Genomic DNA, 12,131 nt, shown 5'->3' with positions numbered 1-12,131 from the left:
CGGATGGATCGCCGCGTCCGCGCCCGCCAGTCGCATCTGCCCCATAATCCAGGGTCTGTTCGCGGCAAACGGCCGCGACCGGTACGGGTCCTTTACGCAGCGCATGAACCAGCCGCCATTCCTCTCGAGCGCGACCGCGTCCGTCGCAGACAGCAGCGCCTTGCGCGTGCTGCGCTACGGCTATCGCGTGCCGATGCTGCTCTGGCACCTGCTCGTCGACCTGCCGCTGGTGCTGCTGGCGATCACGCCGCTGACCGCCTCCATTCCCACGCGTGGCGGCGAGCCCCTCGACCATCGCCTGATCCGCGCCTGGTCGGCGGGGCTGATGCGCGTGTTCGGGTTCCGCCTGCGCCGCAGCGGGGTTCCGATGAACGGCGCGACCATGTTCGTCGCAAATCATGTCAGCTGGATCGACATCGTCGCCCTGCACAGCCAGCGCATGATGGGCTTCGTCGCCAAGAAGGAGATCAGCCGCTGGCCGCTGATTGGCTGGCTGGCCAGCCGCGGCGAGACCATCTATCACCAGCGCGGCAGCCAGGAGTCGCTGGGCGGCGTGCTGCACGAGATGCTGGCGCGGCTGCGCGGCGGACGTTCGGTCGGGGTGTTCCCCGAAGGCCGCACCCGCGACGGCCGCGAGGTCGGGCCGTTCCATGCACGCATCTTCCTGGCCGCGGTCGAGGCCGGGGCGGCGGTGCAGCCGGTGGCGCTGCGCTACGGCGATCACGCCGCGGCGCAGACCATGGTGGCGTTTCGCGAGCGCGAAAGCTTCGTCGGCAACTTCCTGCGCCTGCTCGGCGAGCCGGCGCGGAGTGCCGAGGTGGCATTCCTTGAGCCGATCGCGCCGGGCGATGCCATCGGCCGCCGGCGCATCGCCGAGGTCGCGCGCGAGCGCATCGTCGCCGCGATGTATGCCGGCCGCGCCGGCAACGGCGCGGCGTGAGTCGCGAGCGCGTGCCGCGAGCGGATCCCCGCCACGACGCCCCGCGCCTTCCCGCCAGCCGACGCATGTCCGAGCGCAGTCCCTATCTCCCGCCACGCTGGCTGCGCAATGCGCACATGCAATCGGCGCTCGGTTCGAGCCCGTGGCGGCGGCGCCGCGGCGCCGAGGCGCTGGCGGCGACCGGGGCGCAGACTTTCGAACACCTGCTCGACGCCGGTGACGGCGTGCGCCTGCACGGCATGCACAGCGCCGTGCCCGGCACCGCGCCGCGTGGGCTGGCGCTGCTGCTGCACGGCTGGGAAGGCAGCAGCGAATCGAGCTACATGCGGCTGACGGCGGCGCAGCTGCTGCGCCGCGGCTTCGAGGTGTTCCGGCTGAACTTCCGCGACCACGGCGAGACCCACCACCTCAATCCCGACCTGTTCCATTCCAACCGCATCGACGAGGTGGTGCAGGCCGCACTCGAGGTCGCGCGGCGCTTCCCGGCGCGTCCGCTGGTCGCCGCCGGCTATTCGCTCGGCGGCAACTTCGCCCTGCGGCTGGCGCTGCGCGCGCCCGCCGCCGGCCTGCCGCTGGCGCACGTGGCCGCGGTCTGCCCGGTGCTCGATCCGGCGCTGACCCTGGTGCAGATGGAGCGCGGAATGCCGCTGTACCTGCGCTATTTCGAGCGCAAGTGGCGCGGCTCGCTGCTGCGCAAGCGCGCGCTGTTCCCGCAGCTGCACGATTTCGACGACGCCACGCTCAAGCTCGGCATGCGCGCGCTGACCGAATGGCTGGTGCTGCGGCATACCGACTTCGGCTCGCTCGACAACTACTTCGACGGCTACTCGATCGCCGGCCAGCGACTGGCATCGCTGCAGGTGCCGGCCGACATCCTCACCAGCGCCGACGACCCGGTGATTCCGGTCGACGGCTTCCGCGCGCTGCAGCTGCCGGACGCGACCACGGTGGAGATCGCATCCTGGGGCGGCCACTGCGGCTTTGTCGAGAATGCGCGCCTGGACGGCTACGCCGAGCGCTGGGTGGCCGAACGGCTGGCGGCCACGGCGTAGGCGCAGCGGGTCGGGGACCAGCCGCTACAATGGCCGGCCGCCGACGGACATCCGTACCGATGCACGAACAGATTCTCGACGCCCTGCGCCGCGGCGCCCACGACGAGGCGCTCGCCGCCGCCGCCGCTGCGGTCGAGGCCGACGGCAACGACGCCCGCGCCCATCACCTGACGGCGCTGGCGCAGCGCGCGGCCGGCGACGATGCCGCGGCGATGGCGGCCATCGATCGCGCGGTCGCGCTGGCGCCGGACGATGCCGCGCTGCATTTCCAGCGCGCGGGCCTGCTGCTCGGCGCGCGCCAGGTCGATCGCGCGCAGCAGGAACTCGCGCGCACGATCGAACTCGACCCCAACCAGTTCGGCGCCTACGTGGTACAGGCGGAACTGGCGATCGGACTCGGCGACATCGACGAGGCCGAGCGGCTGGCGCGGCTCGCCGAACGGATCGCGCCCGGGCATCCGGCGCTGGCCTCGGTGACCGGCATGGTCGCGCTGCGCCGCGGCGACCCCGACCGCGCGCTGTCGGTGCTGTCGTCGGCGCAGGCGCGGGCGCCGGACGATCCGCAACTGCTCAACGCGCTCGGCTTTGCCTACCTGGCGAAGGGGCACCTGGCGTTCGCCGAGCAGACCTTCCGGCGGCTGCGCGAGCAGCAGGTCGGCGGCCCGGCGCAACAGCGGTTGATCGCGGAGGTCGTGCACCGCCAGGGACGGCACGAGGAAGCGCTGGCGGAACTGCAGCCGTTGCTGGAGTCGCAGGCCACGCCTGCCAATCTCGCCTTCGCCGGGCAACTCGAACTGGCGCTGCGGCGGCCGCAGCAAGCCCTGCCGTGGCTGCGGCGGGCGCTGGCGGCCAACCCGGCGGACGGCCGCGACCTGAACCTGATCATGGCCGCCTGGCAGCAGCTGGGCGACGTCGACGACGCCCGCAACACGCTCGATGCAGCGCTGGCGACCTCGCCGCAGGTGGCCGGCCTGTGGCAGGCGCGCCTCGCGCTCGAACGCGGATCGCCCGAACGCGTGCGCGAGGTGGTCGCGCGCTGGTTGGCGGCGACGCCCGAGGCGGTGCCGGCGCTGGAAGCGAAACTGGCACTGCTGGACGAGGACGCGCAGGCCGCGGAAGAGACCGCGCGGCGGATCGTCGCCCTGCAGCCGGGGCATGTGCCGGCCGAGGCGAGGCTGCTGGACCTGCTGGCGCGTCGCGATCCGCAGGCCGCGGTCCGCCGCGCCGAGGAACTGCAGCGGTTGCCGGCCGATGCGCGCATGCAGCGGATGGTCCGCGGCTGGCTGGCGATCGCCCACGACGGCGCCGGCCACCACGGCGAGGCGGTCCGCATCTGGACGGACCTGCACGCCGAGGCCGGCGAGCGCATGGTCCCGCTGCCCGAATGGAGCGATCCGCAGGTGCCGCGACAGGCGACCGCGCCGGTGCCGGACGCCGCGCCGCCGGTGGTGTTCCTGGCCGGGCTGCCGGGCTCGGGCGTCGAGCGCACCGCGCAGCTGCTCGGCGGCATCGTGCCGGCGTTCCGCGGCGACCGCTTCGGCCCGCAACCGCCGCAGGATCCGCTGCAGAACATCCACACCATCCCCGCGCTGGCGCGTGGCGAGGCCGATCCGGTCGCGCTCGCCCAGGCCTGGCGCACGCAGCTGCCGGCGCGCGGGATCGCCGACGGCGCGGTGATCGACTGGCTGCTGTGGTGGGACAACGCGCTGCTCGACATGATCGGCGTGCAAGTGCCGCAGGCGCGCGTGCTGGTCGCATTGCGCGATCCGCGCGACATGCTGATCAACTGGCTCGCGTTCGGCGCAGCGGTGCCGTTGCGGATGGGCGCGCCGCCGGAGGCGGCCGCGTGGCTCGCGCGGGGGCTGGAGCAGGTCGCGGCGCTGCACGAGCGCGAGCTGCATTCGCACCGGCTGCTGCGGCTCGACGAGAGCGTCAACGATCCGCCGGCCGTGGCCGGCGCGCTCGGCGAGGCATTGGAGCTGGCTTTGCCGGTACCGCCGGCCGGGCTGTTCAACGGCCGGCGCTTCGCGGCCGGCCACTGGCGCGCCTACGGCGACGTGCTCGCGGAGGCTTTCGCGGCGCTCACGCCGGTGGCGGTACGGTTGGGCTATCCGGAAACCTGAGGACGGCCCCCGGGTCCGTCCATCCCGGACTGGTTCCGTGGGCGCGCCGTTCTCGGCGCGCACGTAACCTCCGGACTGGTTCAGAGGTTCCCTGACAGGCAGACACAGGAGGCAGCGATGCGCATCCGCAGCGACAGTTTCGAACACCGCCGGCCGATCCCGTCCGAGTTCGCGCTGGGCACGCCGGACGGATTCGGCGGCAACCGCAATCCGCACCTGGCCTGGGACGAGGCGCCGGAAGGCACGCGCGGGTTCGCACTGCTGTGCATCGATCCCGATGTGCCGACGGTGGGCGAGATGGTGAACAAGGCCGGGGTGGAAATTCCCGCCGAGCAGCCGCGCACCGAGTTCAACCACTGGGTGATGGCCGACATTCCCGCCGACGTGCGCGAGATCGCGGCGGGCAGCTGCAGCGACGGCGCCACCGAGGGCGGCAAGCGCAATCCGCCCGGACCCGCGGGCGCGCGCCAGGGGTTGAACGACTACACGAAGTTCTTCGCCGGCGACGACGCCATGGGCGGGGAGTACTTCGGCTATGACGGTCCGTATCCGCCGTCCAACGACCTGCGCACGCACCGCTATTTCTTCCGCCTGTTCGCGCTCGACGTCGAACGCCTCGTATTGCCGGAGACGTTCACCGCCGGCGACGTGTTTGCCGCGATGCACGACCACGTGCTGGCCGAGGCCGCCGTGTACGGCACCTATACCCTCAACCCCGACGCGCAGGGATGACCGCGACGCCGGAACGATCGGCCGGATCGTCCGCGCGCTCTTGCGGTGGGCGTCTTGGTCGACGATCCGTCGTTGTCGTATGGCGCGCTCCTACGAAAGCGGGCTCTGCGCTGGACCGAAGTGCGCTGCCGGCCGCCGTCATTCGACGGACGATTCCACCGTCATGTCGAGCACGTAGGCGATCGACGACGCGTCGGCCGGCGGGTTCTCGATCGCGTAGCGTTTGACCCGCAGCACGTTGCGCACGCCCGGCTCGTGCGTATAGCCCTCGATCTCCTCGTACAGCGGCTGCCATTCGCCCGGCGCGCCGGCCTTCAGGCCCTGCACGTCGTATTGCACCTCGCGCACCCGCAGACACTGCATGTCCGGGATCAGCGGATGGTTGCAGGCGACGCGCTGCGCGGCCACTTCGAGAAACACGGTCTCGCCCGCGCCGCCGTAGCGGGTGTCCGCGGTGGCGGCGCCTTCGAAGCGCAGGCGGTCGCCGTCGGCCGTGGCGAGGGCGAGCGTCGGCGGATCGCCGTCGTCGAGCCGCAGTTGCAGTTCGCCCTGCAGGCGCGCGTTGACGGCGGCGTCCTGCGCCATCAACGGCTGGTCGCAGCCCATCAACGTCTGCATCAGTTCGCCGACGCGCAGGGTGTCGCCCTCGCGCGTATAGCTGCCGCCGATGCGGTTGCAGCCGCCCGACACGCCCAGCCGGCCATCGGCGAAATCCAGCTGCAGCGGACGTTCGGCGCTGGCGAACAGGGCATCGATGCGGCTGCCGTCGGCGGCGACCGCGTCGCGCAGGCGCCAGTGGTAGGCCTCGAGCCGGTCGCCGCCGACCGGTGCCGCCGCCGCCGTAGCGGGTGTGGACGCAGGAGCAGGTGCAGATGCGGCGGGTGGATCGGCGGGCGCGCAAGCGGCGAGGGCGAACGGCAGCAGCAGCGACAGGGGCAGGCGGCGTGTCATGGCGGTTCCCGGACAAGGAGGCGGGTCGAACGTAACAGGTTGAACGTAGCAGCTCCGCTCACGGGGTTGCGCTCGCCGTTCCGCCCGTCCGCATTCGTTCACGGATCCCGGACCGCGGCGCCCGCCGGCATCGCCGCCGGTCGGCACCATCGACGAGCCGCGGCGGTGGTTGCGAAGCGGGGGTGATGCTGTCCGAAAACGGCGAGTAATCGCCGCCGGTCCGGCGGATAACGCACGTGCAGCGCACGCGTAACGCGCTGCCGCGCGAACTCCCGGGCGATCGCGGCCAGGTCGTCGGCATCTCCGGCGTCTGCGACCAGGCCGCCGGACGGCGCAGCGCGATCAGTTCGGTGCTTTGGGAAAACGGCGAACCGATCGAGATCGGCGATCTTGGCGGCGTCGCCTGGAACACGCCGATGGCGATCAACCAACGCGGCGACGTGGTCGGCTTCGCCAACGCATCCGCGGACGACGGCAGCGACTTCAACCCGCGCGCGTTCCTGTGGATCCGCGGCAAGCCCGTCAGGAATCTCGGGATGCTGGACGGCGACGACGACAGCCAGGCCACCGGCATCAACGCACGGCGGCAGGTGGTGGGGACCTCCTGCGGCACCGGCGGTTGCCGGGCGTTCCTCTGGCAGAACGGCGCCATGCAGGATCTCAACGCACTGGTGTCGGTGCCCGATGGCATGGTGCTCACCGTCGCCAATGACATCGACGATCTCGGCAGGATCAGCGGCCAGGCGTTCGATGCCGCCACCTCCGGGACCCGGGCATTCGTGGCCGCACCGTACCTGGCGATCCGACGCTAGGGCCTGCTAACGCCGCCGAAAGTCGCCGCGACGCGGGCCGCGCGATCCGCCGGTCCGCGTCATACCGGAACACCATCACCTTTCGCCGCCGGACGCGGGCGCCCATCGCCATCGCGCTGTCGATCCCGACGCGCGTCGTTCGTCGTCCAGATGAGCGGCCGCCGTGCCGGCACCGTCGGTGCGGCGGCTCGCGAGCGACCGCGGGAGAAACGACATGCGCTGCATGGTGATGGTGAAGGCGACCGGCGACAGCGAAGCCGGCGTGATGCCGGACGCACGGCTGCTGGCAGAGATGGGCCGATACAACGAACAGCTGGCCAGGGCGGGCGTGCTGCTCGCCGCCGAAGGCCTGCGCCCGAGCGCGGAGGGCGTGCGGGTGCGCTTTTCCGGCGCGACGCGGACCGTGATCGACGGTCCGTTCGCCGAGACCAAGGAGTTGCTCGCCGGCTTCTGGCTGCTCCAGGTCCGGTCGCTGGAAGAGGCGATCGAGTGGGTGAAGCGCTGCCCCAATCCGCATCGCGGGGACACCGGGATCGAGATCCGCGAAATCGAGATCCGGCCGGTGTTCGAGGCCGAGGACTTCGGCGATGCGCGCAGCGCCGGACCGGGCGGGTGCGCCGCGTCCTCGCGCGAGCGCGACGGGCGCGTGGCGTGAGCGATCGCCGCGCCGTGACGGCGCGGCCGTCCGTCGGTGCCGGCCAGGGGCGGTGCCGTGGCGGCGGGCGTACGACGAATGGCCCTTGCCCCGACCCGGAGATGATGCTGTGATCGCGCGCCATGACCACGGATGTCCACAAGACCATCGATGCCGTCTGGCGGATCGAGTCTCCCCGGCTGATCGCCGGGCTGATGCGCATGGTGCGCGACATCGATCTGGCCGAGGAGCTGGCGCAGGACGCGCTGGTGGTCGCGCTGGAACGCTGGCCCGATTCGGGCGTCCCGGATAACCCCGGTGCCTGGCTGATGGCCACCGCCAAGCACCGCGCGATCGACCGTCTGCGCCGGCACAAGCTGCTGGACCGCAAGCACGAACAGCTCGCCTACGAGCTCGAGTCCGAGCGCGAGGACATCGACGCGAAGCAGGAGGCCGCGCTCGACCACACGATCGGCGACGACCTGCTGCGGCTGATCTTCATCGCCTGCCACCCGGTGCTGTCGACCGAGGCGCAGGTGGCGCTGACCCTGCGCCTGCTGGGCGGGCTGACCACGCCCGAGATCGCGCGCGCCTTCCTATTGCCGGAGCCGACCGTCGCCCAGCGCATCGTGCGCGCCAAGCGCAGCCTCGGCGCAGCGCAGGTCCCGTTCGAGCTGCCGCCGCGCGACGAGCTCGCCGAACGCCTGGCCTCGGTGCTCGGCGTGATCTACCTGATCTTCAACGAGGGTTACAGTGCCAGCAGCGGCGAGGATTGGGTACGGCCGGGGCTGTGCGAGGACGCGCTGCGGCTGGGGCGGGTGTTGGCGGAACTGATGCCGCGCGAGCCCGAGGTGCACGGCCTGGTGGCGCTGATGGAATTGCAGGCCTCGCGGCTGGGCGCGCGCACCGGCGCCGACGGCGCCCCGGTCCTGCTGCCCGACCAGGACCGGGGCAAGTGGGACCACCTGCTGATCGGCCGCGGCCTGGAGGCGCTGGAACGCGCCGGACGCCTCGGGGACGTGCGCGGCCCGTACGCGCTGCAAGCCGCGATCGCGGCCTGCCACGCGCGTGCGCCGAGCGCCGAGGCCACCGACTGGCCGCGCATCGTCGCCCTGTACGACACCCTGTCGGAGCTGGTGCCCTCGCCGGTGATCGAACTCAACCGCGCGGTCGCGCTGGCGATGGCCCATGGCCCGCAGGCCGGCCTCGACCTGGCCGACCAGCTGCGAGAGGTGGCGGCGCTGGCGAACTATCACCTGCTGCCCGCCGTGCGCGGCGACCTGCTGGCCAAGCTGGATCGTCACGCCGAGGCGAAAAGCGAGTTCGAGCGCGCAGCCGCGCTTGCCGGCAACGAGCCCGAGCGCCGGCTGCTGCTGGAGCGCGCCGCGCGCAGTGCGGCTCAGGTCTGACCGCTCCCGCAGCGGCGGCGCGGCGCGCGGTCACATCTCAACGATGCCCTTGAACCCGCCCCAGATCATGCGCTTGCCGTCGAACGGCATCGTCTTCGGGTCCATGCCGGCCAGGCGCGGGTCGGCCATCACCTTCTTGTTGATGCGATCACGCTGCGCGCGCGACTTGTAGACGATGTACGAGAACACCACCACCTCGTCCTCCTTCAGCTTCACCGCCCTGGGGAAGGAGGTGACCTTGCCCGGCTGCACGTCGTCCTCCACGCACTCCACGTACTGCAGCGCGCCGTATTCCATCCAGATCTTGCCGGCCTTGCGCGCCAGCGCGCGGTAGGCGGACAGCTTGGCCTTGGGGACTGCCAGCAGAAAACCATCGACGTAACTCATGGGAAGCTCCTGTTTTCGGGGGATGCACAACGCCCGCGTGGGACGATCGGGTACCGGCCGGAGGCGATCGCGTCGGGAGAGCCGGACGGGAAATAATCGCCTACCTTCACTGGGCGACGATCCGGAGCGCGCGATTTCGACAGCCGTGGAGATGATGTCCGAGCCGGTGCAGGCACGGAACCACGGCACCGCACCCGCTGCGTGAAGCGAACTTGCCGTTGGCGGACATCGCGGCCGGAAGCGGCGGCGCAGATTTCCGCTCGACGCCGGATGATGAAGCTCGGTGCCCCGGTCAGCTTCCGGCCGGCATCAACAGCAGCAACAGACCGCCGAGTAGCATGCGATAGACCGCGAAACCGGTGTAGCGATGCGACTTGATGTAGCCCAGCAGCCACTTCACCACCACGAATCCGGTGGCGGTGGCGGCCGTGAACGCCAGCGCCACCTCGCCCCAGGCCTCGCCGCCGAGGCCCTGTTCCAGCCACAGCTCGAGGAACGCGTAGGCGCTGGCCGCGAACATGGTCGGGATGCCGACCAGGAACACGAACTCGGTCGCCGCCGAGCGCCGGCTCAGCCCCGCCAGCATCGCCATGAAGATCGCCGCCGCCGAGCGCGACGTGCCGGGGAACACGCCCGCCACGACCTGCGCCAGGCCGACCAGCACCGCCACGGTCCAGGTCACGTCGATGCTGTCGCCGCGGCGTTCGGCGAGCCGCTCGGCGACGATCATCCAGATGCCGCCCAGGATCAGCGCCCACGCCACCGGCGTCACCGTCTCCGGCAGTTCCCAGCCGGCCATCCGCACCGGCAGGCCGACGATCGCGGTCACCGCGAAGGCGGCGGCGAGTTTCAGGGCGTAATCGCGGTTCTCGCGTTGCCCCAGCCCGGTCGCCAGCGCCCACAGCCGCTGCCGGAACACCAGCGTGATCGCCAGGATCGCCCCGGCCTGGATCACGATGGTGAAGAAGTCCGAGCGCGTGCCCAGCCAGTGCTGCGCAATCAGCAGATGCCCGGTGCTCGACACCGGCAGGAATTCGGTCAGGCCTTCGATGATGCCCAGCAGCAGGGCGGAAAGCAGATCGGACACGGAGACTCGCGGCGGTGGGGGAGGCGCAAGAATACGCGAGAAGCCGCGTCGCCTTCCCCGTTTCCCGCCGGCGCAATCGTGGGAATGGTGAAAACCGCGACCGGGGTCCGCTTGCTGCCGCGTCGGTCGCGGCCGGGCAGCACCCGCTCCAGCGTCGGCACCTTGCCGCCGCCGTCGGCGCACAGCTGGACGTCGCCGGCCGCCGGATGTTCTTGGCCGGCAAGCGCGGCTGCACCTGTTCGGCAGCGAACTGGAAGCGGCCTTCGCCGGCCACAGGCCCGCGTGCACGCTGATCCCGGTGCCGCGGCTGGCGCTGGACGGCATGCTGTTCGAGATCGAGGCCGTCGCCGCGGCCGCCGGCGGCGCCTCAGGCCGGCAGGTCGCGATGGTGCACGACGATGTCGCCGCCGTCGACGAGGATCACCCCGTAGCCCGGCGGTTCGTCGCTGTAGACGAGCCTGGGCTGGCGCATGTCGAACGCGAGCTGCACGTGCAGGCTCTTCAGCGTCGCGAACGGATGCCCGGCCCAGCGCCCGGAGACGTTGCGGTGCACATGGCCGCAGAACAGATGGGTGGGCGCGCGGCGCGCTTTCAGCAGGCGTGCGAGACCCGTGTTGTCCAGCAGCCGCAGCCGATCCAGTGCCGGCACGCCGATGTCGCAGGGCGGATGGTGCTGGAAGACCAGCAGCGGCCGCTCGTCCGCGGCGGCGATCTGCCGCTCGAGCCACTGCAGGCGCGTTGGGCACAGCTCGCCGTGATGCTTGCCGTCGTGCGCGAGCGTGTCCAGGTACAGCATCTGCACGTCGCCGAGGTCCTCGGCGCTCTGGATGAAGCCGTCGACCGTCGCCGTCTCCGGAAACGCGTCCAGCAATTGCGCGCGATCGTCGTGGTTGCCCACCAGCAGCCGGAATGGCATCCGGACCCGTTCCAGTTCCTCGCGCAGCAACCGATAAGCTTCGGGGTTGCGCAGCTGCACCAGATCGCCGGAGAGCACGATGCGCGCCGCGTCCGCGTGCAGCGCCGCCGCTTCCGCCAGCGCGGCGCGCAGGCGCGGCAGCGGATCGACGCCCTGCGGCGGCTCGTGCCCCGGGGCGACCAGGTGCGGGTCGGTCAGCCAGACGACCTTGCTCATGCATTGGCTCCTTTCGCCTGCGGTGCGATGGCGATCGCCGAAAGGTCGGCGGCGGCCGCGGTCGCGCGCTCGGCCGCGTGCACGCGCTCGGAATAGCGATCGGTCAGTTGTGCGGCATGCGGCCGCAACAGCAGGGTGAAGCGGACCAGCTCCTCGACCACATCGACGATGCGTTCATAGTAGCCGGAGGGCAGCATCCGGCCCGCCTCGTCGAACTGGCGGAAGGCCTGGGCGACGCTGGACTGGTTGGGGATGGTGAACATGCGCATCCAGCGCCCGAGCAGGCGCAGCGTATTGACCGAGTTGAACGACTGCGAGCCGCCGGAGACCTGCATCACCGCCAGAGCGCGCCCCTGGGTGGGGCGGATGCCGCCCATGCTCAACGGAAGATGATCGATCTGCGCCTTGATCACGCTGCTGATCTGGCCGTGCCGCTCCGGGCTGCACCAGATCTGCCCTTCCGACCATAGCGCCAGCTGGCGCAACTCGTGCACCGCCGGATGATCGTCGTCGGATATCTGGCCCGGCAACGGCAGGTCGGACGGATCGAAGATACGCGCCTCGCCGCCGAAGAATCGCACCAGGCGCGCGGCTTCCTCGGTCGTCAGGCGCGAATAGGAGCGCTCGCGGAGCGAGCCGTACAGCAGCAGGATCTTCGGCGGCGATTGCGGCCCCGTCGCCAGGCCGTTGGCCGGCCGCCGCAATGCATGCTGCGCCCGCAGCGCGGGCAGGTGATCGGGGTCGGGGAGGGTACGGAGTCTCATGCCGGTTCTGCCTCGAAGGGTGGGGTTCCACATGGGAGGCGCGGCCGGCCCGGCCGCGCATTCGGTCCATCGCCGGCTGACACCTCGATGGGCGATGTATCTGGGCAA

General features: G+C 71.3%; 12 protein-coding genes. 7 read left to right on the top strand and 5 right to left on the bottom strand.

Annotated features, from left to right (window positions below; genetic code table 11):
• The first annotated feature begins 103 nt into the window (after positions 1-103).
• The 4 genes from AB5T46_RS14240 to AB5T46_RS14225 all read left to right on the top strand — a co-directional run bounded on the left by AB5T46_RS14240 (position 104) and on the right by AB5T46_RS14225 (position 4,847).
• On the top strand, positions 104-940 hold the full coding sequence (locus AB5T46_RS14240) for a lysophospholipid acyltransferase family protein (protein ID WP_370564678.1): 837 nt from the start codon (positions 104-106) through the stop codon (positions 938-940).
• Positions 941-1,005: 65 nt separating this feature from the next.
• Complete coding sequence (locus AB5T46_RS14235) at positions 1,006-1,992, top strand: YheT family hydrolase (protein ID WP_370564677.1); 987 nt, start codon at positions 1,006-1,008, stop codon at positions 1,990-1,992.
• A gap of 59 nt (positions 1,993-2,051) precedes the next feature.
• On the top strand, positions 2,052-4,115 hold the full coding sequence (locus tag AB5T46_RS14230) for a tetratricopeptide repeat protein (RefSeq protein WP_370564676.1): 2,064 nt from the start codon (positions 2,052-2,054) through the stop codon (positions 4,113-4,115).
• 117 nt (positions 4,116-4,232) lie between these two features.
• Complete coding sequence (locus AB5T46_RS14225) at positions 4,233-4,847, top strand: YbhB/YbcL family Raf kinase inhibitor-like protein (protein ID WP_370564675.1); 615 nt, start codon at positions 4,233-4,235, stop codon at positions 4,845-4,847.
• 138 nt (positions 4,848-4,985) lie between these two features.
• Here the strand turns inward: AB5T46_RS14225 and AB5T46_RS14220 are convergent, their stop codons facing one another.
• Positions 4,986-5,798, bottom strand: coding sequence for a DUF4377 domain-containing protein (locus tag AB5T46_RS14220; RefSeq protein WP_370564674.1), 813 nt, complete (start codon positions 5,796-5,798; stop codon positions 4,986-4,988).
• A gap of 236 nt (positions 5,799-6,034) precedes the next feature.
• Between AB5T46_RS14220 and AB5T46_RS14215 the strand changes: the two genes are divergently transcribed.
• The 3 genes from AB5T46_RS14215 (at position 6,035) to AB5T46_RS14205 (ending at position 8,653) form a co-directional block, all read left to right on the top strand.
• Positions 6,035-6,610 carry a hypothetical protein gene (locus tag AB5T46_RS14215; RefSeq protein WP_370564673.1) on the top strand — a complete coding sequence of 192 codons (576 nt, stop codon included), beginning with the start codon at positions 6,035-6,037 and terminating at the stop codon, positions 6,608-6,610.
• 214 nt (positions 6,611-6,824) lie between these two features.
• Positions 6,825-7,265, top strand: a complete 441-nt coding sequence (locus tag AB5T46_RS14210) for a YciI family protein (RefSeq protein ID WP_370564672.1) — start codon at positions 6,825-6,827, stop codon at positions 7,263-7,265.
• A 122-nt stretch (positions 7,266-7,387) separates the two neighbouring features.
• Complete coding sequence (locus AB5T46_RS14205) at positions 7,388-8,653, top strand: RNA polymerase sigma factor (protein WP_370564671.1); 1,266 nt, start codon at positions 7,388-7,390, stop codon at positions 8,651-8,653.
• Between the two features lie 30 nt (positions 8,654-8,683).
• On the opposite strand, the gene AB5T46_RS14200 is transcribed toward AB5T46_RS14205, so the two are convergent.
• From AB5T46_RS14200 to arsH, 4 genes are all read right to left on the bottom strand, one after another.
• Positions 8,684-9,040, bottom strand: a complete 357-nt coding sequence (locus AB5T46_RS14200; protein ID WP_370564670.1) for a DUF1428 domain-containing protein — start codon at positions 9,038-9,040, stop codon at positions 8,684-8,686.
• A 292-nt stretch (positions 9,041-9,332) separates the two neighbouring features.
• Positions 9,333-10,127 carry an undecaprenyl-diphosphate phosphatase gene (locus tag AB5T46_RS14195; protein WP_370564669.1) on the bottom strand — a complete coding sequence of 265 codons (795 nt, stop codon included), beginning with the start codon at positions 10,125-10,127 and terminating at the stop codon, positions 9,333-9,335.
• Positions 10,128-10,494: 367 nt separating this feature from the next.
• Positions 10,495-11,259 carry a metallophosphoesterase gene (locus AB5T46_RS14190; protein WP_370564668.1) on the bottom strand — a complete coding sequence of 255 codons (765 nt, stop codon included), beginning with the start codon at positions 11,257-11,259 and terminating at the stop codon, positions 10,495-10,497.
• Positions 11,256-12,023, bottom strand: coding sequence for an arsenical resistance protein ArsH (gene arsH, locus AB5T46_RS14185; RefSeq protein WP_370564666.1), 768 nt, complete (start codon positions 12,021-12,023; stop codon positions 11,256-11,258). The genes AB5T46_RS14190 and arsH overlap by 4 nt, the downstream gene beginning before the upstream one ends.
• Positions 12,024-12,131 lie beyond the last annotated feature (108 nt).

Origin of the sequence: Luteimonas salinilitoris (genome assembly GCF_041300785.1) — a bacterium.
Taxonomy (GTDB): Bacteria; Pseudomonadota; Gammaproteobacteria; order Xanthomonadales; family Xanthomonadaceae; genus Luteimonas; species Luteimonas salinilitoris.
Note: the sequence above shows the minus strand (reverse complement) of the source record. Positions and strands in the feature narration are given on the sequence as shown.